27 protein-coding genes are annotated in these 26,207 nt (G+C 60.5%); 14 read left to right on the forward strand and 13 right to left on the reverse strand.

The genetic code is table 11. The features are described from left to right. Positions 1 to 617 precede the first annotated feature (617 nt). Positions 618 to 1,562, reverse strand: a complete 945-nt coding sequence (locus AC1D05_RS33790) for a ketopantoate reductase family protein (protein ID WP_477447062.1) — start codon at positions 1,560 to 1,562, stop codon at positions 618 to 620. A gap of 264 nt (positions 1,563 to 1,826) precedes the next feature. Here AC1D05_RS33790 and AC1D05_RS33795 point away from each other — a divergent pair, with 264 nt between their 5' ends. Then, the gene (locus AC1D05_RS33795; protein ID WP_477447064.1) at positions 1,827 to 2,720 is read left to right on the forward strand and encodes a methyltransferase domain-containing protein; all 894 of its coding nucleotides are present in this window, start codon (positions 1,827 to 1,829) and stop codon (positions 2,718 to 2,720) included. Between the two features lie 52 nt (positions 2,721 to 2,772). Next, positions 2,773 to 3,117, forward strand: coding sequence for an antibiotic biosynthesis monooxygenase family protein (locus tag AC1D05_RS33800; RefSeq protein ID WP_477447066.1), 345 nt, complete (start codon positions 2,773 to 2,775; stop codon positions 3,115 to 3,117). Positions 3,118 to 3,330: 213 nt separating this feature from the next. Here AC1D05_RS33800 and AC1D05_RS33805 read toward each other — a convergent pair whose 3' ends face one another. The 9 genes from AC1D05_RS33805 to AC1D05_RS33845 form a co-directional block, all read right to left on the reverse strand. Then, the gene (locus AC1D05_RS33805) at positions 3,331 to 4,776 is read right to left on the reverse strand and encodes a DUF5939 domain-containing protein (protein ID WP_477447068.1); all 1,446 of its coding nucleotides are present in this window, start codon (positions 4,774 to 4,776) and stop codon (positions 3,331 to 3,333) included. A gap of 145 nt (positions 4,777 to 4,921) precedes the next feature. Further along, positions 4,922 to 5,221 (reverse strand): putative quinol monooxygenase, encoded by a 300-nt coding sequence (locus AC1D05_RS33810; RefSeq protein WP_477447070.1) that lies wholly within the window; start codon positions 5,219 to 5,221, stop codon positions 4,922 to 4,924. Between the two features lie 44 nt (positions 5,222 to 5,265). After that, positions 5,266 to 6,342: a class I SAM-dependent methyltransferase gene (locus AC1D05_RS33815; RefSeq protein WP_477447072.1), complete on the reverse strand. Its 1,077-nt coding sequence runs from the start codon at positions 6,340 to 6,342 to the stop codon at positions 5,266 to 5,268. Between the two features lie 389 nt (positions 6,343 to 6,731). Then, a complete protein-coding gene (locus tag AC1D05_RS33820) occupies positions 6,732 to 7,439 on the reverse strand; it encodes an NAD(P)H-dependent oxidoreductase (RefSeq protein ID WP_477447074.1) in 708 nt (235 codons plus the stop codon). 26 nt (positions 7,440 to 7,465) lie between these two features. Then, a complete protein-coding gene (locus tag AC1D05_RS33825) occupies positions 7,466 to 7,942 on the reverse strand; it encodes a DoxX family protein (RefSeq protein ID WP_477447076.1) in 477 nt (158 codons plus the stop codon). A gap of 11 nt (positions 7,943 to 7,953) precedes the next feature. Beyond that, positions 7,954 to 8,739: an HvfC/BufC family peptide modification chaperone gene (locus AC1D05_RS33830; RefSeq protein ID WP_477447078.1), complete on the reverse strand. Its 786-nt coding sequence runs from the start codon at positions 8,737 to 8,739 to the stop codon at positions 7,954 to 7,956. Then, positions 8,726 to 9,760 (reverse strand): MNIO family bufferin maturase, encoded by a 1,035-nt coding sequence (gene bufB, locus AC1D05_RS33835; protein ID WP_477447080.1) that lies wholly within the window; start codon positions 9,758 to 9,760, stop codon positions 8,726 to 8,728. Before bufB ends, AC1D05_RS33830 begins: the two co-directional genes overlap by 14 nt. 42 nt (positions 9,761 to 9,802) lie before the next feature. Further along, complete coding sequence (locus AC1D05_RS33840) at positions 9,803 to 10,072, reverse strand: BufA1 family periplasmic bufferin-type metallophore (RefSeq protein ID WP_023766714.1); 270 nt, start codon at positions 10,070 to 10,072, stop codon at positions 9,803 to 9,805. 230 nt (positions 10,073 to 10,302) lie between these two features. Further along, positions 10,303 to 11,136, reverse strand: a complete 834-nt coding sequence (locus AC1D05_RS33845; RefSeq protein WP_477447082.1) for a patatin-like phospholipase family protein — start codon at positions 11,134 to 11,136, stop codon at positions 10,303 to 10,305. A 343-nt stretch (positions 11,137 to 11,479) separates the two neighbouring features. On the opposite strand from AC1D05_RS33845, the gene AC1D05_RS33850 reads away from it, so the two are divergent. The 6 genes from AC1D05_RS33850 to AC1D05_RS33875 all read left to right on the forward strand — a co-directional run bounded on the left by AC1D05_RS33850 (position 11,480) and on the right by AC1D05_RS33875 (position 15,675). Then, a complete protein-coding gene (locus tag AC1D05_RS33850) occupies positions 11,480 to 11,638 on the forward strand; it encodes a hypothetical protein (protein ID WP_477447084.1) in 159 nt (52 codons plus the stop codon). 79 nt (positions 11,639 to 11,717) lie between these two features. Further along, on the forward strand, positions 11,718 to 12,086 hold the full coding sequence (locus tag AC1D05_RS33855) for a hypothetical protein (RefSeq protein ID WP_477447086.1): 369 nt from the start codon (positions 11,718 to 11,720) through the stop codon (positions 12,084 to 12,086). A 209-nt stretch (positions 12,087 to 12,295) separates the two neighbouring features. After that, complete coding sequence (locus tag AC1D05_RS33860) at positions 12,296 to 13,210, forward strand: LysR family transcriptional regulator (RefSeq protein WP_477447088.1); 915 nt, start codon at positions 12,296 to 12,298, stop codon at positions 13,208 to 13,210. Between the two features lie 193 nt (positions 13,211 to 13,403). Beyond that, positions 13,404 to 13,886, forward strand: coding sequence for a cupin domain-containing protein (locus tag AC1D05_RS33865; protein ID WP_477447090.1), 483 nt, complete (start codon positions 13,404 to 13,406; stop codon positions 13,884 to 13,886). A gap of 92 nt (positions 13,887 to 13,978) precedes the next feature. Further along, positions 13,979 to 15,181 (forward strand): MFS transporter, encoded by a 1,203-nt coding sequence (locus AC1D05_RS33870; RefSeq protein WP_477447092.1) that lies wholly within the window; start codon positions 13,979 to 13,981, stop codon positions 15,179 to 15,181. A gap of 29 nt (positions 15,182 to 15,210) precedes the next feature. Continuing rightward, positions 15,211 to 15,675 (forward strand): DUF302 domain-containing protein, encoded by a 465-nt coding sequence (locus AC1D05_RS33875; RefSeq protein WP_477447094.1) that lies wholly within the window; start codon positions 15,211 to 15,213, stop codon positions 15,673 to 15,675. Positions 15,676 to 15,740: 65 nt separating this feature from the next. Here AC1D05_RS33875 and AC1D05_RS33880 read toward each other — a convergent pair whose 3' ends face one another. Further along, the gene (locus AC1D05_RS33880) at positions 15,741 to 16,652 is read right to left on the reverse strand and encodes a LysR family transcriptional regulator (protein ID WP_477447096.1); all 912 of its coding nucleotides are present in this window, start codon (positions 16,650 to 16,652) and stop codon (positions 15,741 to 15,743) included. Between the two features lie 285 nt (positions 16,653 to 16,937). Between AC1D05_RS33880 and AC1D05_RS33885 the strand changes: the two genes are divergently transcribed. From AC1D05_RS33885 to AC1D05_RS33905, 5 genes are all read left to right on the forward strand, one after another. Beyond that, positions 16,938 to 17,720 (forward strand): 3-hydroxybutyrate dehydrogenase, encoded by a 783-nt coding sequence (locus AC1D05_RS33885; RefSeq protein ID WP_477447098.1) that lies wholly within the window; start codon positions 16,938 to 16,940, stop codon positions 17,718 to 17,720. Between the two features lie 23 nt (positions 17,721 to 17,743). Next, positions 17,744 to 18,901 carry a patatin-like phospholipase family protein gene (locus AC1D05_RS33890; RefSeq protein ID WP_477447100.1) on the forward strand — a complete coding sequence of 386 codons (1,158 nt, stop codon included), beginning with the start codon at positions 17,744 to 17,746 and terminating at the stop codon, positions 18,899 to 18,901. A gap of 34 nt (positions 18,902 to 18,935) precedes the next feature. After that, positions 18,936 to 20,330 carry an NAD(P)/FAD-dependent oxidoreductase gene (locus AC1D05_RS33895; protein WP_477447102.1) on the forward strand — a complete coding sequence of 465 codons (1,395 nt, stop codon included), beginning with the start codon at positions 18,936 to 18,938 and terminating at the stop codon, positions 20,328 to 20,330. Between the two features lie 36 nt (positions 20,331 to 20,366). Beyond that, positions 20,367 to 21,695, forward strand: a complete 1,329-nt coding sequence (locus AC1D05_RS33900; RefSeq protein WP_477447104.1) for a dihydrolipoyl dehydrogenase family protein — start codon at positions 20,367 to 20,369, stop codon at positions 21,693 to 21,695. A gap of 140 nt (positions 21,696 to 21,835) precedes the next feature. Continuing rightward, positions 21,836 to 22,540: a peroxiredoxin-like family protein gene (locus AC1D05_RS33905; protein WP_477447106.1), complete on the forward strand. Its 705-nt coding sequence runs from the start codon at positions 21,836 to 21,838 to the stop codon at positions 22,538 to 22,540. On the opposite strand, the gene AC1D05_RS33910 is transcribed toward AC1D05_RS33905, so the two are convergent. Next, the gene (locus AC1D05_RS33910) at positions 22,524 to 23,429 is read right to left on the reverse strand and encodes a LysR family transcriptional regulator (RefSeq protein ID WP_477447108.1); all 906 of its coding nucleotides are present in this window, start codon (positions 23,427 to 23,429) and stop codon (positions 22,524 to 22,526) included. The genes AC1D05_RS33905 and AC1D05_RS33910 overlap by 17 nt on opposite strands. A gap of 173 nt (positions 23,430 to 23,602) precedes the next feature. Next, positions 23,603 to 23,902 carry a hypothetical protein gene (locus AC1D05_RS33915; protein WP_477447110.1) on the reverse strand — a complete coding sequence of 100 codons (300 nt, stop codon included), beginning with the start codon at positions 23,900 to 23,902 and terminating at the stop codon, positions 23,603 to 23,605. Between the two features lie 208 nt (positions 23,903 to 24,110). Between AC1D05_RS33915 and AC1D05_RS33920 the strand changes: the two genes are divergently transcribed. Further along, on the forward strand, positions 24,111 to 25,454 hold the full coding sequence (locus AC1D05_RS33920) for a chloride channel protein (RefSeq protein ID WP_477447112.1): 1,344 nt from the start codon (positions 24,111 to 24,113) through the stop codon (positions 25,452 to 25,454). Positions 25,455 to 26,207: the final 753 nt, after the last annotated feature.

The raw sequence follows: 26,207 nt of genomic DNA on the forward strand, positions 1-26,207 counted from the left end.
TCATTGCGCGAAAGCCCGTATTTCAGCGCGTAGAGGGCATCGCGTTCGGCTCGCAGAGCCGAGCGGCGAATGGGATCGAAGGCAAACGGCGAAGCCGAATGGCCGAGGTCTTCGGCCCAAGGTCGCATAGAGTGCGAGGTATATGAGAGTTCGAGCACGCGCGGTGTGATGAAGGCGTGATCTTCTCGGCTGAATTGGTGTGGGGCAAGGACGGGCAGTTGCTTCATGCAGTAGTATTTGAACGGCGTTCACCGGCCTTCGGCGAGCAGCGTAGTCCAGCGGCAAGGAAATCAAATTCGCCCGAAGGCTGTCTCAACGCCGCGTATGGTGATCAGAATCTTGTCGCCCGCTCCCACTTTCGGGAACACGTCTGGCAATCACCGTCCGTTCGTCCGTAGAGCGACAGATATCCCGCCAGCCCATCAGCCAGCGCTGCCTGCGGTTGATCAGGGTTCAAGACACGGCCGGCAATGCGCCCGATCTGTTCGCCGTTGGTATTGCGCCGGTTGCGCGCGCTACGCCGCAGGGCGCTTTTGCGCAACCGTGTCGAAAATCTTGAATTTCTAATGTCGGTCAAGTCACGTCGGTGAATGTTGGGTCAGATTGCACCGGCAAAGTTAGGCAAGGCGCCCAGCGGCCAGCCTCTGTTCGTAGGCCTTGATGTGGGTGTAGGCGAGCAGGAGCGTCTGCACGTCGAGACCGGTTCCGCTAGCCTTCTGTAGCATAAAGCCGATGATATGATCGACCTCGGTTCGACCGCGCCGCTCGATATCGCGCAGCATGGAAGTCGTGTAGAGCGAGTCGCGGTGGGAGAACGTCCTTCGATACGTCTCCAGGAACTCGCTGCTTGGACGGTAGCCATAGGCCGCAGCAATATCGCTGACGGTGTCCAGCAGCCCGATAAATATCTTCTCGCCGTCAGGGGTTCGCACGATTTCGCCGACGTTCGCTCGCATCAGGCAGGTCATGGCGGCCGCGGTGGCAAGGTGGACCAGCTTTTCCCACATGCGCTGCATGATATCGGTGACGGTATGAACTTCGACGCCTCGCGCCTTGTCTAAAATGGCTTTCAAAGTCTCGACGCGATTGGAGATTTCTCCTGATTGTTCGCCGATCGTGATCGCACGCCAGTCGTTGAGCTGCCGGACGACACCGTCTTCAGTCACGGTAACCTGTATCCTGGCCGATCCGCCGAGCACGCGGTTTCGACCGAATGCCTCATTCAAAATGTCGATATGAGCCACGCCGTTGAGTAGTGGCAAGACGAAGCCGGATGGAGCAAGAGCCGGGGCGATTGTCTTGATGGCATCGTCGAGATCGTAGGCTTTGCACGTCAGGATCACAGCGTCGTAGTCAGCCTCTGCGTCCGAGGCCAGGATCGTCTTGACGTCCAACTCGACATTTCCAAATTGGCTTTCAATCCGCAGGCCACGCTCGTCGAGGAGTTTCTGACGCCCCTGTCGCACGAGAAAAGTGACGTCGGCGCCAGCTTCCGCCAGCCGCCCACCGAAATAGCCCCCGATGCCTCCGGCACCAAGAACCAATATCCTTGGATCACTCACCGCGTTTCCTAAACGGCAATTTTGAAATCGATCGGCGTTCACCAACGCAGGGATTAGGTCACTGCGCTATCGGTTAAATTAGCACAGACGCATATGTCTTGAAGCCGGTTTTCACTCCTATTGGCCGCCAGGGACGAAACACCCCATCTCCACGATGCAGTTGATCAAAGAATCCCGTGGCTAAGCATTAGTGCGAGCCTCCGATTGTTCAAAGGGCGCGCCTGGGACAACTAGCGATTGATGGAGTGTTTTACGAAATGATCTATGATCCTAGAGGCGACCGAGGTGTGCGCTATGGGATCTCAGCCTACCGACACAAAGCGCCGTTACGAATATGAGCTCGGCCACACCGATCGTGAGTTGAGACGGCTGGCGACGCAAGCTGCGCTGGTCGAACCGTTCACACGAAGTTATTTGCAACGCGCCGGGGTAGGTCTGGGCATGCGGGTGCTGGATGTCGGCAGCGGCGCCGGCGACGTCGCGTTTCTTGCCGCGGGTTTGGTTGGACCGGCTGGGGAGGTCGTCGGAACCGACCGGTCGCCAATGGCGGTTGCCGCTGCGACCGCACGAGCGAAAGAGCAGTCGCTGGGCAATGTCGGCTTTGTCGAAGGGGATCCGGCGAATTTGACGTTTGATATGCCATTCGATGCAATCGTCGGCCGGTATGTGCTGATGTTTTCCGCAGATCCGGTTGCGATGTTGAAGGGGATTTCCAAACATTTGAAACCTGGCGGCGTCGTCGTCTTCCACGAGGTGGACTGGACAGGGGCGAGCTCTTTTCCACCTGCGCCGACATACGACCACTGTCTCCGATGCATCGTGGACACGTTCCACAAGGTGGGCACCAATCCCTACATGGGCCTCGGTCTTCATGCGGCCTTCATCAAGGCCGGTCTGCCTGCACCGACCATGGCGGTCAGCGCCCTAGCTGGTGGCGGCTCCGACAGACTGAGCGGCATCGACCTCATTTCCGATCTCGCCGTGACCATGGCACCGGTTATGGAACAGACCGGTGTTATCAACGCCTTGGACCTCCAACCCGAAAGCCTGCAGGAGCGGATACGCGACGAGGCCACCACCAACGGAAGCGTCGTGGTCGGTCGCTACGAGGTGGGAGCGTGGGCTCGCCTGACAGAATCATCCACGTCTGGCCGATAAAACAATACGCTTCCACAACGCATTTCGTGTGACTCACTGGCGGAGATTTCCTGTGATCGCTGTTATTTCGGAATTGTGGCCCCACCCGGATCGGCAAAATGACTACGACACCTTGGCAGCAGAGTTACGCCCGCTGCTGGAATCCATCGACGGTTTCATCTCGGCGGAGCGGTTCGAGAGCTGCAACGAACCCGGAAAGTTCCTCTCTTTTTCGCTCTGGCGCGACGAAGCTGCGCTGGCACACTGGCGCAATCTCGAAGAGCATCGCGTGATTATGGCTAAGGGGCATGACGGCATACTGCGCGATTATCGTATACGGGCCACCAATGTCCTCTGGGATTACAGCTTGAAGGGGCGTTCCGAAGCGCCTGCTGATTCGCGCGCTTTGTTCGGCTAGCGCCACCCGGCCGTCACTTCGACTTCATGGCCCTGCGCGGTCATTTCGACGGCCGTCACAATGTTACAAAATGTCTCATAAGTTATTGATTTTATTAATACAATCCAGAGTTAAATCCTCGCGCAGCACAAGCCTATCCATAGACCTGCCAAGACCTTGACGGAGGCCTAAAGTTCCGGTTCTCAGCGAAAGGGAGTTGGCACGCAATAGTGTCTATCCGCGCATGATGCGATAAACGGTTGCGTCACCCTGCACCCCCCGAAGAGGCGCGTCAAAAGCCTCGACACGATGGCCGGCAAGCGTTTCGCGAACCCCGGGCGCGGAGCAGAGCGCCTCGGAAATGCAGATCTGTCCGGCTTCCGCCAAGGACTGCACGCGCGCAGCGACATTCACGGTCTGGCCGAAATAATCGAGGTTGTCGTTAAGCGTCACGGCGATCGACGGTCCACAGTGGGCCCCGATCTTAAGGATGATCCCCGGCCCGCCGTGGTCGCCGTTGAAGCGATCGATTTCTTCAAGGATGTGGAGTGCAGCCGAAATCGCATGCGACGGCTGCGAGAATACAGCCATCACCGCATCTCCAATCGTCTTGACCACCGCTCCGGAATGTTGCTGAACCGCCGCGTTGACCAGAGCGAAATGCTCGCGGACCAAAGCATAGGCGTTGAGGTCACCCAGGCGCTCATACATGGCGGTCGAACCCTTGAGGTCCGTGAACAGGAAGGTGATCTGCCGGATGCCGAGCCCTTCCTTCTCGTCGACACGCTCGGACCGGAAGAGCTGGCGGAAGGTTTGCCGCGCGAGCAGCGCTCCACCGGAAACATAAGGGTCGAAGTCGAGCGCCGGCTTGGTAGTCAGCGCGACAAGCTCGGGCGGCCAGTTGATGACAAGCAGCGAACCTCGCACTGGCCCTCTATTTGCTACCTCAATGACAATCGGACCCTGTGGCACAGCAGGCATCGCCGGCAAGAAGCGCTTGCCGTCATAATCGATCTTCAGAAGTGTCGGCGCCAACACCGGATCGCCTGATATTGGCACCGCGAATGCGGCCTGCGTCTGCACGTTGACGCCCGAAAGGGCGCCCGGTCCCAGGTCTGCGCGGAGCACCGTGGTGGTGCCGGGCAGCAGAAACGTCATGCCCCGAACGAAGCCGCGCAGAACGTCAAGAAAGCGAACGTCTTGCCCTGGTAGCCGCCCATCATGTCCGAAGTGGAGCTTCCAGTGAAAATCCTCGACAGGGAGGGTCTCGGGATCGTGGTAAGGCAGGCGCCGTAATTTCGGCGATACCGAGAAGGTGACCTCGATGAAGTCGTCGAGGTCAGTGTCGCCCGATACGTCGCACAGGCCACAGACGTAGTGGGTCTTGAGCGTGCGCAGGGCGCCGAAACTATCGAGCACCATCCCGGACTGGGGACACAGGACATCCCAACTCATGTCGAACAAGCCACAGCGGGCGGCATGAAGGAAGAGGTCGATTGCTTCAGCCTCGGCGATTGCGCGGTCGCGAGCAAAGCTCAGCGGATTGACGCGATAGAGTGAGTGGTCGTCGGCGCTTTTGATCAGCGTCTCGAATTTCGAGATGACGCGTGGGCTCCAGGCTCGCGCCTGCTCCACCTTGGTCATCTTGCTTTCGAGAAGGCGATTGTCGACTACCGTCATGCCGAACCCTCAACCTTTCCTCGCGACAACCTATACGCCGAAGGCTCAGCGCACTCCACCAGTTCGTGCGTCGCTCGCTGATTGTGATGGACCGGCCAGCACATTAGTGGTCGAGCGGGTGCACCAAGCCCGCAGATGGGCCCCTTCAGATCCTGATATCGGCGACGACCGTTCCGGAGACAGGATCGGTCACGCCAAGGTCGCCGCCGAGATCCTCCAGCATGTCTCGCATGGTATCCAAAAGGCCGATCATCTGCGGCCGTGCCGCCGCGAGGCTGTCCAAGTCGTTCCATTCACCGACGACGCAGAAGGTCCGGTCGCCGGTCTTGATCAGAGCGGCTTTTCGGAAGCCCGTGGCGTCGAGGCTCGCCTTCTTGTGGGCGTCGATGAATGCCTGTTCCTTGCCTGGCTTGGTGCGGAACCGAACGACGTTGTAGGCAGTCATGCCTTCCTCCAATCGATTGCGAAGACTCTCTTGCTTGGCCAGCCTTACGGGCGTGCCTCGAGAACCATGTTAAACGGGGTTTCGGTGGCGCGGCGGAACCGCTTGAACCCGCCACCCGACACGACCTTGCGCAGCCTCGCCTCGCCGGCCTGGGCGCCGAGGCCCAGCCCGACCTCCTGGGAGAGCGACGCAGGCGTGCAGATGAAAGTCGAGGCGGCGTAGTAGATGCGACCAACTGGGTTGAGGTTGGCCGAGAGCTTGTCGTGGGCGAAGGGCTCGACAATCATCCAGGTGCCGTCCGCCTTGAGCGCGTTGTGCACATGCCTGGCAGCACCCTCCGGATCGCCCATGTCGTGCAGGCAGTCGAAGAATGCGACGAGATCGTAGGTGCCTGGGAAATCCTTGGCCGCCGCAACCTCGAAGTTGGTGTTGCCGGCGACGCCGGCCTCTTTCGCGGCGGCGCGGGCGCGCTCGATCGATGGGGCGTGATAGTCGAAGCCGGTAAAGCGCGAGTTCGGGAAGGCCTTGGCCATCAGCACCGTAGAGGCGCCATGGCCGCAGCCGACATCGGCGACGTCTATGCCGCGCTCGAGCCTTTCGACAACGCCATCAAGCGCCGGCAGCCAGGAGCCGATAAGATTGGCGTTGTAGCCTGGCCGGAAGAAGCGCTCGGTGCCACGAAACAGGCAGGCGCTGTGGTCGTGCCAGCCGAGGCCCCTGCCGGAGCGAAACGCCTGCCGCACCTTCTCCTCGTCGAGCCACAGCGCCGAGACGACCTCGAAGGCGCCGGCCATGAAGGCGGGGCTGTCCTCGTTGACGAAGACCTGCTCCTGCTCGGGGCTGAGGTAGAAGCTGTCGCCCACCTCGTCATATTCGACATAGCCTGCCGCCGCCTGCGCCGAGAGCCATTCGCGGACCAGCCGCTCCTGCGTGTCGGTCCTTCTGGCGAGCTGCGCGGCGGTCATCTTGCCGCCCGCGCTCATTGCCGCGAAAAGGCCGAGCCTGTCTCCCAGCAGGACCGCCGCCCCGGTGGTGATGGCGCCGAGATCGCCGACCATCCTTCCTAGCAGGGCCTCCAGCTTTTCCTGGTCGGGCAGTTTTTCCTGATTGCGCTCTAGCATCGGCTTTCTCCTCCGGCTCGATCCCAAACACCCGCCATTGGCGACAAGCCATATCCCGTCTCCGGGGAAGGCCTGGCCATAACAGTCCACTATTCGCCCCATAGCGATTGACTGTTACAGCTTCACAGGAACGTGACCGATGCCTTTGAGTTCTCAGAGAGAGCGGGCCTCTACGCCGGCAGAACATCGGAGCGAATGTGCTACCTCAGGGTCGCCTGGCTCATCGCGTCAAAGGATGCGTATCTTCATGCTAAGGCGCTCAAGCTTCGGAAAGAACAAGGCGCATCGCACAACGTCGGCTTGCTGGCATCCCGCAAAGCCCTCCTGCCAAAGCCTGACTGATGGCCAAACCGTTGATTCACGAGTTGATGTCCCGCACGAGCCCCAATTCATATCGATCTCAGGACGTAGCTGTCGTCGAAGTCGACGAGCCTGGGATACGTAATCGTCGGAGCACTAACGAGGCCTAGAACGCGTTCGCAATAACGAACCAGGTGCTCCCGGCGCTCGCTGTCGCTAATGCGCGCCGGTGCATGCACGAGGAACGGCTCGATCACCGTGAAGCCGACAAAGTAGAGCATCCCGTGGTTGATCGGGAACAGGATTTCCGCGATTGGACCGTTTAGTCCGCGGCCGGAATAGATCGGCGTCGGGCCGCCAATTGTGACGGAACACATCGCGCGCTTTCCTGCGAAGACTCCGCGGTCATACCATTTGCCGCCGCCGTAGATACGGCCACCCGACGCGAACACTCGGTCAACCCAGCCCTTAAGGATTGCCGGCAGCCCAAACCACCAGAGCGGAAACTGCAGGATCAAGGCGTCGCACCAGAAGAGTTTGTCCATCTCGGCCTGAATGTCCGGTGCGAAACCGTTATGGATAGCCGCATTAGCTTCCTCGGCCTGCTGGCGGTAATAGTCAGCATCTCGGATGGTCGTGAAGTTGCCTCGATCCGATACCGGATTGAAGCCCATAGCGTAGAGATCGGAAATAACGACCTCGTGGCCCGCCCCGGACAGCGCCACTTGCGCTGCGCGGGTTAGGGCGCCGTTAAAGCTGTTGGGCTCTGGGTGGGCATGAACGATGAAGATGCGCACCGCGCTTCCCTAGCTGGTCGAGATGCTCATTTTCTGGATGCTGAAAAGGACCGCTCGGCAACGTAGTCGAGCGAAAAGACGCCGGCGCCCCGGGTCAGCACGAGCAACAGGAGCGACGCCCACAGCAGATGCTCGGCCCAGTTTTCGGGGAAAACGAAAATTTGGATTACCGATACGACACTGAGCAGCATCAGTGCGCCAAGGCGGGAGAATAGCCCCAGGAAGAGCAGCACCGATCCCGTGATTTCGGCAGCCGTTGCCAAAGGGGCCGCGATCGACGGATCGATGAACGGTAGGTTGTATTCGTTGGCAAATAGCTGCAGCGTCACTGGCCAGGAGGCCAGCTTCGTCTGTGCCGACTGCCAGAAGACATGCGATATCGCGAGGCGGGCCGCGAGTTGGACCAGGGAAAACGGAATGCGTTCGGGTAGCTTGATGAGGCGTCTGTAGAGGCCGACAAGACCGCCAGCATTGGACGAGGAATATTCTGGTATCGCGGTCATAACTTTCTCCATCAGTTTGAGAGGGGATGTATCGGGATATGCACGTCCGTAACGAGCCCGTCGCCAAACAGACGCACGAGCGCGGACACGAGATCGAATGACGGATCGAGAGCGAGGGCGCGGCCCATGGCGTGTTCGAGGCCGAGGCCGTGCTTCAACGAATGCCGGAACGCAAAGTTCGCACGATCGAGAAGAACCAGACGAACATTATCCCCGGCCCGCCACAACGCCACGCGTTGAGGGCGCCTTATCCAGGCACTCTGCTGGTCGATCGTCGCCGATTGCTGGTGCGCCGTCCAAACGGACAGGATCGACCAGTGCGAAACGATCAGCCGCAGGGAGGGCTGCAACAGGATATCGGGTGAGGGTCCCAGATTGGTGCTGTCATATTCAGATAGGGTTCGCGACGGCAGGCATACGGCGTCGAGCGCTTCTGCGATGGTCCATTCGAGCCGTGCCGTCTCGGCTACGATCGGCATGTCGGAAAGTGTGTCGATCGTCTTCAGGAAGCGCGGGAAGCCGGCGCCATAACGCGCCAGCCGCGACTCCACCGGCGGATGCCGTCGAATGAACTCGCTGGCTACGAAACGGAAGAACCGTTCATCGACAAGGCGAACCGTGACGGGAAACACCGCCATCAGGACCGAAGTGAGCGAACTGCGAGTGTTGTTTTGGTAGATACGCAGGCGCGCCAAAGGATCGGCCTTGCCGGCGGTCAAAATTTTTGCGGCGACCAACGGCTCCATGGCAAGCACCGAGCGCGCGATGGTGGTCTGCAAGTCTTCAAGCGGCAGCATGATATCCTCCCTGTATTATTGGCGGCAACGCTAACGGCATGACCTGTCTGGCCTTGGCGACAGCAAATGCCGCAAGCACGGGCATGCCTGTCCTTGCCTCGGTTTCGAAGGAAACGAGGGTGGACTGTGGTCGGGGTTTTGCGGCCGCCGTTTGTCTCGCGGCCTGCTTGCGGTTGAACATGATCGAAGCGGAAAGCATGTCGGCCCACATCGCTTCGCCGAGCAGCACATCGAGAACAGGAACATCGGTGTCCCATTCGATCAGGGTAGGGCGCGGCCCAAGCCGACTTATGGCATGCTGGTAGAGCGTCCAGACAACCGGTGGCACGCGCGAGCCATGATCGTCGATGAGCACGGTGTCGGTCCCGACGTGATTGGTCGCATGTCCGGCAAGATGGATCTCACCGATAGCCTCTACTGGCAGCGCATCGATGAAGGCTTTTGCATCATATTGGAGGTTGTGCGCCGAAACCTGGACATTGTTGACATCCAGCAGCAGGCCACAGCCGGTCCGCGCGACGAGCTCGGCCAGGAATTCGGCCTCGTTCATAGAGGAACCCACAAAGGCGACATAGGCAGACAGATTTTCGATCAGCACCTGCCGCCCCAGCGCGCCCTGGACAGTCTCGACATTGCGCGCCACGATCGCCAGCGCCTCTTCGTCATAGCGCAGCGGCAACAGGTCGTTCAGGTAGGCGCCGTCGGCCACGCTCCAGGCGAGATGTTCCGAGACGAGATCGGGCTGGAATCGCTCGCAGACCTTGCGCAGCCTTTCCAGATGATCGCGGTCCACTCCTCGCGCGCTGCCCAGCGAGAGGCCAACGCCATGAACCGATAGCGGATAGATTTGGCGCAGCCGGTCCAACGCTTCGACGCCGGCGCCGTGTCCCATGTAGTTCTCGGCATGCACTTCGAGCCAGCCTGCGGAGGGTCTGCGGGTCAGCATCTCGCTGATGTGAGGTGAGCGAAGACCGATGCCCGCTGATGCGGGGATCGAGAGGCGCTGAAATGCACGGGACATCGGTCTGCTCCTTCCAAGGGGGTTGGCTCGAAGTCTGATCGGTCAGGCCTTAGGCTTGTCGCTGCCGCCAGCGATCTTCGCGCAGCTGCCCGCGGGCACGTAGAGCCACGAATCCGGCTGGTTGTCGGCGGTGGAGGTGCCGGCGCAGGAATGCGTCGCGGTCTGGCAGTCGTTCTGGCCAGCCTTGACGACGCCGTAGCACTTTTCGAAGGCGAAGGCGGGCTTGGCGGCCGGGCCGCTATAGGCGGCCGTCGCGGCCAGCGAGGTGGCGGCCGCTAGGGCCGATCCGATGAGGGTTTTGGCGTTGATCACAGACGTGTCTCCTGGTTGCGTTTCGAGGGAAAGACCGACCTTGCGGCCTGTCTGCAAGCAGTGTCCCTGATCCGGCGGCCGAGCTGAAATGCTGTCTCGGCATGGATTTGATACGCGGTCACTATGTTGAAGCCCCTGCCAAGCAAAAGCCCTCCGGCGGGGAACCGGAGGGCTTGGCGCCTGCGTTCGTGAGCGGGCGAAGCAGGCGCGGCTAGGCGGGAGGGTGGCGCCTAGACGTATCGATTGTTGCTGTTGGCGGTCGGGCATTCGGCGAGAAGCCAATCCTCAGCCCGCTGCCGCCCTCTGTCGCGCATGTCGGTGAGTTCACCCCAGTCGGTCCACGGTCTCGTGAACAGCGCCGAGGCGGCCCGGTGCTGGCTATCGAAGATGATGTGAATTGGCGTGCACGTCATCGAGCAAGGACTGGCGGCGAGACGGCGATCCGCACAGGGCGTCATGGACAATGATGCCTTACCGGTGACGATCAGCCGATGGCCGGTCTCAAACGGCTGCACCAACGGCAAAGCCGAAGCGTCGCCTTGGCCCCAATAGGTATCGCCGCCAATCTCCACGGCCGGGAAGAAGAAGGGGATCGTGGCCGCCGCCAGGATCGCGTCGATCGACAATTGATCGCTGGCGAAGGTCTTCAAGGCGTCTGTGCGGGAATTCGAAGCCTGAATGCTGAGGCTCACCGGGCAGCCTGTCTTGCGGATCTCCGCAATGTCGATTGACTGTTCCAGGATCGATCTTAGCGGATTGGCTGCATCGAACATCGACGCATGACTGACGCGTCGCCAGAAGTTCGTAAGCGCCGTCCGGGCGCCACGCCGACCGCCCAGGGCCAGGCCATAGGCCAGAACCGCCGCCTCCGTTGCGCCGAAACCGGACGCCGTGATGTTGCCGAAGGAAAGGGCAGGCTCGTCCAGCAAGCGGTCGAGGACACCCCAGACAAATGCGCCGTGTGCATCGCTCGTCAGAACAATGTCCACGACTACTTGCATGTCTGCCACTTCAGGTCCTGCAGCGACGAGTTGGTCGGTTTCGATTCCGGTCTGGATATGCATTGTCTCAGTCTCCATCCCAAAAGCGCCAAGCTGGGCGTTTGATGGAAAGACTGCCGCATCTTCTCCTGTCGGCGAAATGCCAAGGTGGCATGAACTCCATAGGAAGATTGCATTGGCTGCATCGCCTCGTGCGTCGCAAGGTAGGCAGGCAAATCCGAGGATTTTGCTTTGAACCTGCGACACGCAGGTCGCCGGCGAGCCTTCAGCACAAAGAAAGGAGCGTGTCGTGACAATACGAACTGCCTGCCTGGGGGCTATAGCCCTCGGCCTGCTTGCCGGGGCCGCCGCCGCAGATCCCTTCAGCGATCTTGCTGCGTTGCCGACGTTCTATACAGACGCCTCGATGAAGACGATGAAGCCGATGGCTGGCTTCAAGAAGGCCTGGTTCGCCATGCCGAAGCATGACCGGGTCACGATGACCAAGGCGTGCAAAGATCCGGCAATGAGCAAGCCTCATGCGCAATTTTGCGCCAACGTGCTCGCCTTGGGTGGTGCCAAATAGCGGCCGCCACCAAGCATCCGCAGGATGCAGAGCTGGTATAAACTTCATACGCGGACGGCATTGGCGAAATACTGAGTGATTGCAGCAAAATTCGCCCTGGCAAGGAGGAAATGCCGAATATTACCGCAGTCGTCGATGGGATGATTGCTCAACGCCAGAGAAAGATCATACTATGAATATAAAATCTATCTGCCTCGGCGCCTTCGTTTTTTCCGTTCTGAGCGGCGTTGCTTTCGCCGGCGCGCTCGACGAGCCGTCCAACATGCAGCCTTTCTTCACCGACGCCGGCATGAAGACGATGAAATCGGATGCCGACTTCAAAGCAGCCTGGGGCGCTATGTCGAACGACAAACGGGATGCCTTGAAGAAAGAATGCAACGAAGCAGCGATGAGCAAGCCCCATGCCGAATTCTGCGTGAAAGTTCATCAGCTCGGCGGCAACAGCTGAACGTCACCCTGGCTTTCCAGAGCGCGACGGCGAGCAAGTTGCTCGCCGCCGTCCCCTATGTCCCGCCAAAGCCTTTCAGTGGCGCCAAACCGCGCAAGCTCATGACGATATGCTATGAACTCTATAGCAGCGGTGCATTGGAACGTTGATGTCGTTTGCGGCAAGGTTCGGTTGAGCAAAAAAGAACTGCGCAACGGGGACAAATCGGCATGGACATTCATCACATCCGCTACTTCCTTGCCGTGTGCGAGACGCGAAATTTCACGCGCGCCGGCGAAAAGTGCAATGTCACCCAGCCAGCGCTGTCTCGCGCCATCCAGCAGCTCGAAGACGAGGTCGGCGGCCTGCTGTTTCGCCGCGAGCGAAACCTGACCCACCTCACCGATCTTGGCGTGCTGCTGCGCCCTCGTTTCCAGCAGATCCTCGACGAGCTGACCGGAGTGCGGCAGGAAGCGTCGAGATTCTTGTGCCTGGAAAACGCCAACCTCAAGGTTGGCGTCATGTGCACCATCGGGCCGCGCCGCTTCACTGGCCTGCTGGCCGACTTCAACAGACGCCAGCAGGGCATCCAGCTGCAGCTGGTCGAAGGCGTGCCGGCGTCGCTTTCCCAACTGCTCGAATCAGGGGAAATCGACGTTGCCATCATGGCGTCGAGCAACAGCTTTCCAGACCGGTTCGATGTGACCCCGCTTTATCGCGAACGCTTTGTCCTTGCTTTCCCAAACGGCCATCGGCTGGCTCGCAACGACAATGTCGCCATCTCCGAACTCGACGGTGAAAACTATCTCAGGCGGCTCAACTGCGAGTATCGTGATCATCTCGCCGGACTGTGCACCGACCGCGGCGTGAAGCTCAGGATCTCCTACGCCAGCGAGCGCGAGGACTGGATCCAGAATATGGTTTCAGGCGGACTTGGGATCTGCTTCATCCCGGAGTTCAGCGCAGTGATCCCGGGCTTGCAGGTCCGGCCCGTCATCGATCCCGAAGTCTGGCGGGAAGTGTCCCTGGTCGTCGTCGCGGGACGCAGGTTCTCGCCGGCGGCATCGGCCTTCGTCAACAGCGTCAAGGCGCATGGCTGGCCGGAAAGTGCCATAGTCCAGGAAATTCGCAAGACCGCAGCCTGAAGCAAACTCCAAGAAATTTTGGCACGGCGTGGCATGTGATGCTATGCGTCTGCGTGCAGCCATGATGGCTCACGATAGTTTTCAGGTATCGAATTGAAAGCCAGTCAGCATTTCTCTTTCTTCGCGGCTCCGATCACTCTCCCTGCCATGCCCCGCCTCCCGCGTTTGGGCACCGACAAAGGAGAAATACAAGATGGCTACCAAGAAACTCAACCTCGCGTTTGCGGTCGGGCTGCTTTCCGCAACTGCTGCCTTTTCCGTTGCTCCAGCCTTCGCCGGCGACTGCCCTGCCGGCCAGGCCGCCACGACCGACATCCAGCAACATCCAAGCAAGCCGGTCGGCGTCGTCGACACGGTTCTCTCCGCGATCGATCTGAGCAGCAAGGGCGAGGCCTGGAAAGGCAACATGCTGCGCCTGCGCAAGCTCGTCGTGCAGCCGGGCGGCGTCGTGCCGTGGCATGAGCACAATGTCCGCCCAGCCAACATTATCGTCGTCGAAGGTTCGATCACCGAATATCGCAGCACCTGCAAGGTCGGCATCGAGCATCCGGCCGGCGACGTGACCGCCGAGTTCGGCCAGCTCGCTCACTGGTGGAAGAACAACGGCAAGGTGCCCGCGGTGCTCTATTCGGCCGACGTCCTGCCACCGGCAATGCACGAAGACCACATGATGTGAGCCGCTCGGCGCGGCGAACAGATTCCAGCACCAGCAACTGAAAGCGCGTCCTCGGGTGATCTCCTGGGGACGTGCGGCCACGGAGCCTTGTCATGACGACCAGTGAACAGACTGAACCGACGCGGCTGCGCATGGTTGCCGCTGACAGCTGGCGCTTCGGCCTGATTGCCCTGATCGCGTTTCTCACGCTCGTCGATCTGTTCGCGACCCAGGCCATCCTGCCTTCGCTCGTGATAAAATTCGGCGTTAGCCGCGCGACCATGGGTTTTGCCGTTAACGCCAGCACGTTCGGCATGGCTGTGGCCGGGATCGCGGTGGCACTTTTCGGCAGGAACCTCGATCGCCGCAACGGCATCTGGATCAGCCTTGCGGTGCTGGCGATCCCGACGACGCTTTTGTCGCAGACCGACAGTATCTTGGTCTTCGCCCTGCTGCGTGTTGCCCAAGGCTTGTGTATGTCGACCGCGTTCACACTGACGATGGCCTACCTGGCCGAGCATTTTTCCGCGCGGCAGACGACGAGTGCGCTTGCGGCCTATGTGACCGGCAACGTTGCCAGCAACTTCTTCGGACGGCTGATGTCGGCCGCCGTCGCCGACACATTCGGCATTTCCACCAACTTCCTAACATTCGCCGCCCTCAATCTGATTGGCGCGGCTCTCGTCTGGTTCACGCTGCAGAAGACATCCGCGATGATGCGTGCCGACACGATGGGCGGGCCCGCCCGTGCGGCTTGGAAGGGTCCGCTGAAAAACACCGAGCTGCGCGGATGCTTCGCCATCGGCTTCCTGATCCTCTTCGTATTTATCGGCACTTTCACCTATGTGAATTTCCAGCTCGTCGCCGCGCCACTATCGCTGTCGCCGATGGCGCTCGGACTGGTCTATTTCGTCTTCCTGCCTGCTATGCTGACCACTCCCCTGGCCGGGCGTGTCGCCGCGGGCCTCGGTCCAACGGTCGGCATCGGTTCGACGCTCGTGCTGGCGATCCTGGGTTTGCTTTTGCTGCTCACGACCAGCCTTCCGATCGTTCTCGCCGGGATGGCACTGGTCGCAATCGGCACCTTCCTGGCGCAGGCAATAGCGACAGGACACGTCAGCCGCACCGCCTCGCACGACCGCGCCGCCGCAAGTGGCATTTACCTCGCGTCCTACTATGCGGGCGGGCTCGCCGGCAGCTTCGTCATCGGACAGATCTACGACCGGATCGGTTGGACCGCATGCGTCGCCGTTCTTGCCGCGGTCCTCGCCGGCGCGATCGCAGTGGCGCGCGTGCTTCAAACTCCAAAGGCATGAATCTTGACTATCCAACAAAGGAGACTGAGATGACCAACTACCTGAAAACCATGATTGCCGGCGGCGCCATAATGATGGCGATCGTTCTCCCAGCCGCAGCTTCGGACGGTGTTGTGACGGTGAAGAGCGACTATTCCGTCGGCGAGACGGTCGCGCGCATCAAGAGGGATGTTCTCAAGAAGGGCATCAAGTTCTTTGGCGTCATCGACCAGGCAAGACTTGGGAAGAATGCCGGCAACGATGTCAGGCCGTCTCGGCTGGTGATGTTTGGCAATCCGGCGCTTGGGACGACCTTCATAACATCAAATCCGGAAGCCGGGCTCGATTGGCCGGTGCGTGTTCTGGTTTATCAGACCGCGGATGGTGCGGTTTATGCGGCCTACAGCGATTTCGACTGGATCGCCAAGCGGCATGGAATTACCGACCGCGAGGCGCAGTTCAAGATGGCGACCGACGTCATCCGGTCCGTCACCTCGACGATCAGAAAAAACTGAGCGCGAACGATGCGCCGGAGATCCGTGGCCCGGGTAGGCTAGGCAGGATGCTCGCCGCGACAGGGTTACTCGGCGGCGGACAATGCCTTCGCCCGCTCGCCGAACCACCTTTTCTGCGTAGCCTCGCGCACCAGCGCGCCAACCGCTGGCGAATGCCTGCGGCCGCGCACGGTGACGAGATTGACCTCGCGCCAGAATTCCGGGTCGGTGATCGGCAGGGCCACCACTCCCGGGTGCTTGGCGGTATGCTCGGGCATGAAACCGAAACCAAGCCCGGCGGCGATCATCGCGAGTGTCCAATCGTCGCGATCGCTCCAGTAAACGGGGCTGACGGTCACGCCCTGCTCGGAGAGAACGGCGTCCGCATAGCCGGCAAATTCACAGTTGTTGCGGTGGATGTAACTTTCATTGCTCATGTCTTTCACTTGCACTCTGCGCTGGTTGGCGAGGCGATGGGTCAGATGGACCGCCATCACCATCTGCTCGCGAAAAAGCGGCAAGGAGTGCACTTCCTCGTCGGGAACGTTCGACGGCAATGCGTAAATGGCTGCCTCGAGATCGCCCTCGAGCAGCCGCCGCCGTAAACTCGGCGCGTCGGCGTCGCAAAGATGAAGCTCCACACCCGGGTGATGGCCGCGGATGGACGAGATGAGCTCGATGATCTCGTCGGGAGCAATCGTGCTCATGATGCCGACCCTGAGCGGCGTCTTCTTCAGATGCACATACTGCTCGGCTATCTGCTTGGCCTGCCGGGAGTTCTCGAAAACACCCTCAAGATAGGTTTCGACCATGCGGCCGAGCTCCGTGAGGTGGGTGAAGCGCCTCTCACGATGAAAAAGGGCGCCGCCAAATTCGTCCTCCAGCAGCTTGATGGCACGTGAAAGCGCGGGCTGCGTGACGTTGCACTCCTCCGCCGCCCGGGTGAAGTTCAATTCCTTCGCGACGGCCAAGAAATATCTGACCTGACTGATCTCCACTGCACGCTCCCCAAGCGGGCATGCATACGGCACGACCCGTGTTGCGGCGCGATCTTACTAGTTGACCTTACGTCAAACAAGCCAACGCGGCGAAGTCGATGGCTTCGCCGGCACCGAGCTTACGATCTGACCGTCAGCTATCGAATCCATGTCTCAACGGCATTTCCGCTGCTTCGCGCGTCTCGCCATACTCCGTGCAGAACTCCAGGACCTGGGCGCGCAAGCCCGTTGCTCGCAGCCGTTTGCCGGCGAATCCGGCCGCGGCTCCAACCGAAGGAAACGACGATGCTCAGCGGAAAGACAGCACTCATCACCGGCTCGACCAGCGGCATCGGCAAAGGCATCGCCGAGGCCTTCGCGGCCAAAGGCTGCAACATTGTGCTCAATGGTTTCGGCGATACCGGTGAGATTGAACTGCTGCGGGCAAAGCTTGCCGCTGACCACGGGGTGACCGTTCGTTACGACAATGCGGACATGAGCAAGGGTGGCGCGATCACTGCGATGATGGACAAGGCGATCGCCGAGTTCGGCGCGGTCGACATCCTCGTCAACAATGCCGGCATTCAGCATGTCGCACCGATCGACGAATTCCCGATCGAGAAATTCGAGGCGGTCGTGGCGATCGATCTGATGTCGTCGTTCTACACCATCCGGCGCGCGCTGCGGGCGATGAAGGAGCGAAAATGGGGTCGCATCATCAACGTTGCCTCCGCCCATGCCCTTGTCGCCTCACCATATAAATCCGCCTATGTCGCGGCCAAGCACGGGGTTGCCGGCCTGACCAAGACGGTTGCGCTGGAGGTCGCCGAACAGGGCATCACCGTCAATGCGGTTTGCCCGGGATACGTGCTCACCCCGCTGGTCGAAAAGCAGATACCGGACACCGCCAAGGCCCGCGGTATCACCGAGGAGCAGGTCATCAAGGATGTGCTCTTGGCGGCCCAGCCGACCAAGCAGTTCGTGACCGTCGCCGAGGTCGCGGCGCTCTGCCTGTTCCTGGCCTCGAACGACGCGGCCTCGATCACCGGCGCCATCATCCCGATCGAAGGCGGCTGGACCGCTCATTGAACCGGCAACGAGGAGCAAAGACCATGAACAAGATCACCCGAAATCCTCCGACCGCTGAACCTTTGCCGGAGGTCGCCCATGCAGCCGATGCTGCCGTCCAGCGGCAAACGGTATTGGTGCTGCAAGGCGGCGGCGCTCTAGGTGCCTATCAGGCCGGTGTTTACCAGGCACTCGTCGAAGGCGGGATCGAGCCGGATTGGGTCATCGGCACCTCGATCGGCGCCATCAACGCCGCGCTGATCGCGGGAAACGAGCCGAAAGATCGGCTGCCGAGGCTTCAGGAATTCTGGGACGGCGTCAGCCGGAGCAGCCCGCTCGACGAGTTTTTCCGAATGATGGTTCCAAGCAATGTCTTCGCCAATATGGGCACCGTGATGCGCGGCATACCGGGCTTCTTTGAACCGAACCCAAGCGCCATGTTCGGGGTGAACCGCGAAGTGGGTGTGGAGAATGCCTCCTACTACACCACCGATCCGCTCAAGAGGACGCTGAATGACCTGATCGACTTCGACTATCTCAACCGGCGCCATACGCGGCTGACTGTCGGCGCGGTCAACGTCAACACCAGCGAACTCAAATACTTCGATACCCGTGAGATGACTCTCTCAGCGTCGCACATCATGGCATCGGGCGCCTTGCCGCCGGCGTTTCCGGCGGTCTGTATCGATGGCGAGCCCTACTGGGATGGCGGCATCTATTCGAACACGCCCATCGAGGTCGTGCTCGACGCGCGTCCGCGGCGCGACTCGCTGATCTTTGCCGTCAACATGTGGCAGCCTCGCGCCACCGAGCCGAAATCGATCTGGCAGGTCATGGGTCGGCAAAAGGACCTTCAATACGCCAGCCGGGGTCGGAGCCATGTCGCCAGGCAGGAGCAACTGCACCGTCTGCGGCACGTCGTGCGTGAAATGGGAAGGCTGGTTCCCGAGGAGCGGCGTGAGGATCCGATGTTCAAGGAACTTGCTTCCTATGGCTGCCCGTCGGTCATGCACCTTGTGCGGCTGCTTTCGCCACGCCTGGACGGCGAGGACCACACCAAGGACATCGACTTCACCCGCGCCGGCATCCGCACGCGCTGGCAGGCCGGATACGAACACGGGCAGCGCGTCCTCTCGGAGAAGCCGTGGGAATGCGACGTCGACATGCTGCAGGGTATCGTCATCCACGAATCGCAAGAGTGACGGACCAGCGGCTCGGAAACGATGGAGAATACCGATGCACATCATCACCCCCGGCGTGCGGCTGATCCCTGAGGCGGTGCTTGCCAACAACGCTGCCCTGTTCCGCACGATTCCGGAGACGCCTTCCCATGCGGACACGTCACTGCATCGCGTGGTCATCGTCGGCGGCGGCGCGGGCGGACTGGAGCTCGCGACGCGTCTTGGCCGCAAGTTCGGCAAGCGACGGCTTTCCGTCACGCTTGTCGACCGCAACCGCACCCATATTTGGAAGCCGCTGCTGCATGAGGTGGCGTCCGGCGCCTTGAACGCGTCGCATGACGCTGTCGAATACATCGCCCATGCCAGCCGGCACGGCTATCGATACCGCATCGGCGAGGTCGTCGGCATCGACCGTGCCAAACGCCAGGTCTTTGTCGCGCCCAGCTTCGACGATGACGGCCGGCAGGTCGTCCCGCCGCGTGTGCTGGGCTACGATACGCTGGTCCTGGCCGTAGGCAGTGTCAGCAACGACTTCGGCACGCCAGGGGCGGCACGCCACGCAATCGCGCTCGATACTGCTGAGCAGGCCGCCCGGTTCAACAAACGCATGATAGACGCGTGCCTGCGCGCCAACGCGCAATACGAGCAGCTTTCGCCCGGTCAACTCCATTGCGTCATTGTCGGCGCCGGAGCCACCGGCGTCGAGCTGGCCGCGGAACTGCATAGGTCGATGCGGGAGATCGCATCGCACAATCTCGACAACATCGATTTTGAAAGGCTGATCCGCATCACCCTCATTGAGGCAGGGCCGCGCATCTTGCCGGCTTTGCCGGAACACCTTGCACGCGCTTCAGCACGTCTGCTTGTTGATCGGGGCGTCCAGATACGGTGCGGGATCAGGGTCACCGAGGTGACGGAGGAAGGCGTCAAGCTTGGCGAGAAATTGTTTGTGCCTGCCGAACTCGTTGTCTGGTCCGCTGGGATTAAGGCCCCGGATTTCCTGAAAAAGCTTGATGGCCTCGAAACGGACCGCATCAACCGCCTGGTCGTGGATGAGACACTGCAAGCCAGAGGGGACGAAAACGTGTTTGCGATCGGTGACTGCGCGAGTTGTGTTTTGTCCGGCGGGGGCGACCCATTGCCGCCGCGCGCCCAGACCGCTCATCAGCAGGCCCATCACCTGGTCAAGGTGATTGCCGCGCGCCTTGAGGGACGGGCCGCGCCGGCTTTCCGCTATCGAGACTACGGAATCCTTATTTCGCTCGCCGACTATGGCTCGTTTGGCAGCCTGATCGGTGGACTGAAAATCGAAGGTCTGCTCGCCCGGCTGATGTATCGCTCGCTCTACAAGCTGCATCTCAAGGCAGTGCACGGCCTTGCGAAGACCACCCTGGATTCGATTGGCGAGATAGTGGCGCGGCGCAGCAGGCCCCGGATCAAGCTACACTGAACCTGTGCAGGCGGCGCGATGAAAAAATATGATGTCGTGATCCTCGGCGGTGGCAACGCCGGAATGGGCGTGACGGTGGCTACTCGCGCTGCGGGGCTGTCGGTGGCCATGATCGAAGCACGCGACCTCGGGGGCACTTGCCCCAATCGTGGATGCACGCCGAAGAAGGTGCTCGTTGCGGCGGCTCATGCGCTCCACGAGATCGAACGGGCTGATAGGCATGGGATAACGATCGGCAGACCGAGGCTCGACTGGCGTGCCCTGATCGAGCGCGAAAAAGACATTATCGATGACATTCCGTCCCGCCTGTCCGGATTGATGGCCAAGCGCGGTGTCGATGTCATCGTCGGGGAGGCCGCTTTCATCGGGAGCAATGCCATCAGTGTCGACGGCCGCGAGCTTGAAGCCAGGAACATTGTCATCGCAACTGGTTCGAAGCCGCGATCACTACCAATTCCTGGTGCCGAGCACCTGACGGTTTCCGACGATGTCCTGAATGACCCGGTGCTCCCTCGCGCGGTCGTCTTTGTCGGCGGTGGTGTCATTGCCTTCGAACTGGGCCACGTTTATGCGCGTGCCGGCGTTGACGTGACGATTCTTGAAGCATTGCCACATCTGCTGGGAGCATTCGACGCTGATGCCGTGGGCCAGATCCGTAGCGAGAGCGAACGTATAGGCATTCGAGTCAGCACGCTTGCCTGGGTCAAGAAGATCGAGAAGGCCGAAGGACGATTGCGCGTCACCTTTGTGGCGGATGGCGTCGAGCGCGCAGTGCACGCGGACAGGGTTGTGAATTGCGCCGGGCGCGTAGCCAATGTCGAGGCGCTCGATCTTGGCGCCGGTGTTATCGTGCATCGCGAAGGCCGCATCGAAATCGACGATCATCTACGTTCGCGGTCGAACCCGGATGTCTATGTCTGTGGCGACGCAGTGTGGAATTCTCCGCAGCTTTCACCTGTCGCGACTTACGAGGGCGGCATCGTTGGCCGCAATATCGTCGATGGACCGAGACACCGGCCGGACTATGGCCAGATACCGTCGACTCTCTACACGGTCCCCGCCTTGGCCAGCGTCGGGCTGACCGAGGCCAGTGCGAAAGAGCGAGGCCTTGGCGTAAAGGTCCATGTTAAGGATATGCTGGGCTGGCTTTCCGCCAGGACTTATGCCGAGACGGTAGCGTGGTCGAAGATCATCGTCGAAGAGGCGACTGACAGGGTCGTTGGCGCCCACATGGTGGGCCATGCCGGCGAAGAGCTGATCCATATTTTCGCGCTTGCCATGAAACATGACATCACGGCGTCGCAGCTGTCCGAAACGGTTTACGGCTTCCCGACCTTTGCCTCGGATATCAGGAACATGATGTAACGAATCGAGGAGAGGCTGCGAACAGAATACGAACGTCTCCTGCGGTGATGCACGCGCGGCATCAAAACCATGCGAGAAAAACATGGCCGTGGCGGCGGCGCTTCAATGATAGGCTGCATCCGACCTATGAGAGCGCGGAAATGGCTGTCGACGATCAATCAATGACATTTGAACAGTCCGTCCAGGCTGCCATAGAACTCGATGCTCCTCTGAACGAGCGGCTGGCGGTGATTGCGACCGCGGTGCGCCGGCTCAACCCAGGTTTCGCCGATGCGGTGGACCGCCTAGTAGCGCGCCTGGAACAGCAAGAGGCCGGAGCGATGGCGCCGACTCCCGGCGAAGTCATGCCGGCATTCCTGCTACCTAACGACGAGGGCAAACTGGTCGGTCTTGGCGAGATCCTTCTCCAGGGGCCGGCCGTGATCACTTTTCAACGCGGACATTGGTGTCCCTATTGCCGGTTGAATGCGATCGGAATCGTCGAAGCTCAGCAGGAGATTGCGACGTTGGGCGGGCAAGTCGTGGCAATCATGCCCGAACGGCGCAGGTTTGCGAAAGCGATGAAGGCGGCCGTGGGTGCCAACTTTCCGTTCCTGACCGACATGGACAACGGCTATGCCCTCTCGCTTAATCTTGCGATCTGGATCGGGACCGAAATGGAACGGTTGATGGGGGTTGCGTATGATCTGCCAAACTACCAAGGCAACGCCAGCTGGTTCCTGCCGATCCCCGCGACTTTCGTCGTTGGCACGAACGGAGTGATCACGGATCGCTTCGTCGATCCTGACTACCGTCGGCGCATGGACATCGATGACTTGATCGCGGCGCTCAGGCGGGCTCGCTGACGCCGAAGGTCGACCAGTCGGTCGACCGCAACAGGTTGAGCAACGTCGTAGCCACTGGTGACCGGTGTCGGCCGGCGACCGCGTATGCGGCGACGATCCGCGAAATGTCCAAGTCACGCAGCTTGAGCCTGCGGACATTGGGCGAATGCGGTGCTGTCGCCGAGACAAAGCCTACCCCGGCGTTGGCCTCCAGCAGTGCGAGCAAATCCTGATCGGTCTCCACCTCATGTGTGGTTCGGGGCGCCACCCCCTTTGCCGCAAGGTTGCGCGCCAACTCCTCGCTCGTTTCCCAGTCGATTCGGCTGAGCACAGGTTCCGCCGCCAGCTGGCTCAGCGCGACCTCTGCCTCGTTGCGGCGGGCCAGCGGGTGATCGGAATTCACGACAAGCTCTATTCCCTCCTGGAAGAGCGGCCAGGCGTCGAGCCGGTCCCAAGCTTGCCCCAGAACACCGGCAACCGCCAGTTCGGCCCCTCCGTTCTTGAGGGCTTCGACGACAGCGGTCGGCGAACCGCGACTGATCTTGAGATGCACTCCGGGGTAGGCCCGGAACAGCTCGGTGAACGGTGAAACCAGCAGCGCTATGTTGACGCTATTGGAAATGGTGACGTTGAGAGGAGCTACGTCGCTGCTTTGCACGGCCTTGGCGAGGGACTTGGCAGACGTGGCAGCATCGTAACATTGCTGCAGCAGGGGGAGCATGCGTCGACCGAGTTCGGTCAGGTGCGAATGCTGGCGCTCGCGCCGGAGGAGTTCTCCTCCCAACTCATCCTCAAGGGTCTTGATCGCACGCGTCAAGGCAGGTTGAGTGACGTTGCACTCTTCGGCGGCCCTGGTGAAGTTCAACGTGCTGGACAGGGCCAGAAAATAACGGACCTGCTGCATTTCCATGAAATTTCGCCCCCTCAGCGAAATCCGATTCGTCAGGCATAGCTAATTTGCGCTTATGCTAACGCAATGGGAGGCCGAGGCAAACCCGGAGACGGTGGCGGCGAAGACCTTGCACAAGGCACCCCGGGAGAACCCGCCGGATTTAGCGGACGGGTTCGTCAGCGTGGCTCGTGTCACATAGCCATTTTTTCACATTCTGCTTGGGCCTTTTTGGACGATGTGTCGAACATGTATGCCTTACCCTTGGCATCTGTCATCATCATCATGCAATGCTTGATCGGCTTGGCCATCTTCATCATTTCGGCGCTCATCTTCGCATCCGGCATCGTCGTTCCCATGTGGCCATCGGGCATGATTGCCGTCACTTCTCCGCCCTTCATCATCGACATTTTGCCCATCGCGTCTTCGGCAAGAGCTTGCGAGGCGGAAAGACCGAGGAGGCCGATAATGGCAACGAGCTTGATCGAGTTCATTCACTTACTCCCATTTTGGGCACAATCGCCCCTTTTTGAATTCGGAGATTCTGGCCAAATAGTTACGCCATCACGAACACGTGACCGTCACGTATCAAGCAGGAGTTCAATCTGGCTTCCAGCGGCTCACCGCCCTTGTTGACTGCAACCGCGGGCTTGATTGGCCGCATGGGTGTGCTAGGGCGCGCTAATCATCACGAGGACAGACATGGCCGGCACATCGCGAAAATACCCCATGCTGCGGCGTTCGCGTGCGATGTGGGCCTCGCGGCGCGTCTGGCAGCCGCGTCTGGTGTTCTGGGCCGGTGCAGTTTCGATCGGCGTCATCAGCGTGCTGTTCGCGGTGCTCGCCGACAAGGCACAAGCGCTGTTTCACGTCATGATCGGCGATCATGGTGGCTGGCGCGTCTACTTGCCGCTCATCGTCACGCCGCTCGGCTTCGTGTTGTGCGCGTGGCTCGCCAATGCCTTCTTTCCAGGCTCGCAAGGCAGCGGCATTCCGCAGGCTATCGCCGCCCGCCACCTGCGTGATGACGACGACCGCAGCCACATCCTGTCGCTGCGGCTGGTGGTGGGCAAGATCGCGCTCACCATCATCGGGCTGTTCTGCGGTGCTTCCATCGGTCGCGAAGGCCCGACCGTCCAGGTCGGCGCATCGCTGATGCTGCAGGCGGCGCGCTGGGGTGGCATGGCGCAGGCGCGGGGCCTGATCCTGGCCGGTTCGGCGGCTGGCATCGCCGCCGCATTCAACACGCCGTTGGCTGGTATCGTTTTCGCCATCGAGGAGATGGGCCGTAGCTATGAGGCGCGCACCAACGGGCTGGTGCTGACGGCAGTGATCCTGGCCGGTCTCGCCTCGCTTGGGCTGCTCGGCAACTACACCTATTTCGGGGTCTCGAAGGAAACGATCTCGTTTGCCGCCGAGTGGCCGCTGGTGATTGCCTGTGGCGTCATTGGCGGGGGCTTCGGCGCGCTGTTCTCCCTGCTGGCGCTGAAGACAACGCGGCGGATCCGGCGCTGGCATACGCAGGAACCCTTAGCTCGCGCACTGCTGGTGGCCGCTGTCTGCGGCCTTGTCGTGGCGGTGATCGGAGTCGCTTCTGGCGGGCTGACCTTCGGGACCGGATACGTCCAGGCGCGCAGTGCCGTCGAAGGCATGCCACTGCCGTGGTTCTTCTTTGCCGAAAAGCTGCTTGCCGGGCTGCTGTCCATGATCTCAGGGATACCCGGCGGCATCTTCGCGCCGTCGCTGGCGGTCGGCGCCGGCATAGGCAGTTCCCTCGGCCTCATACTTGGCGCCAGCACCGGGTCGGCCGCGCTGCTAGGCATGGCCGGCTATTTCTCCGGCGTCGTGCAGGCCCCGATGACAGCCTTCGTCATCATCTTGGAAATGACCGGCAACCACGACAATGTCATTGCACTGATGCTTGCGTCGATGTTGGGCTACGGCACGGCGCGCATGATCTCGCATGAGCCGCTCTATCACGCGCTGTCGCGCGTGTTTATCGCTGAAGCGATCCGGCGTCGGCGGGCGGAGGCCCTTTCAACATGATTGAGACGGCGGTCATTTTGGCGGTCGTCACAATGTTACAAAGCGTCTTATAAGTAATTGATTTTATTAATATAACTCAGAGTTCAATCCTCTCTCGCAGCACCAGTTTTCCATAATAAAATCAAGTGTTTAGCTAGGTGTGGCCTAGTTTTAGGCTACACAATTGTACGTTTGGTGCACGGAACATACGACGAACTGCACTAAAAAGCGTGGAGCATACGTGCAAGCCCTGTTCATGCGGTGTTCTCGTTGCGGCCCTTCGACTCCCGCCACGAAAACTGCTATTGAAACTCCGTCCACCGAGAATCAGCGGCCCCACAATGTGGCTCCGCCAAGGTTCTTGCTGGAAAGGACCATACCCGGTCCTGTGTCCTGCTGAGGTAAGCGGGGCTAAGGCATAGTGCGTGCGGACGGAGTTCGCCCTTGGATGAGGTGCACGGTGCCGAATTGACCAGGCCGGCTGATCACCGACGTGGTCTAGCGCCAGCAAGGGCGCGATACAAATACTCCGCCAGCTATCCTCTCAAGGGTAGTCCGGACTATCCGATAGGAGCCTCCCATGCGGAAGCAAGTATCGGTGACATTTGAAGTGAAGGTGAACGTCGCGCTCTGCCTTTTCGGTATCGCGGCCATTCTCTCAATCTTCTTCTAACAGTGGGCGTCTGGAGTGATCCAGACGCTTTCTGCTTTTAGACGGCAGCCCGTCAACCAGACCTCGAAATTCGTGGCAAAATGAACGAAATTTGAAACTCT

Source organism: Mesorhizobium sp. P2_E9 (genome assembly GCF_056403815.1).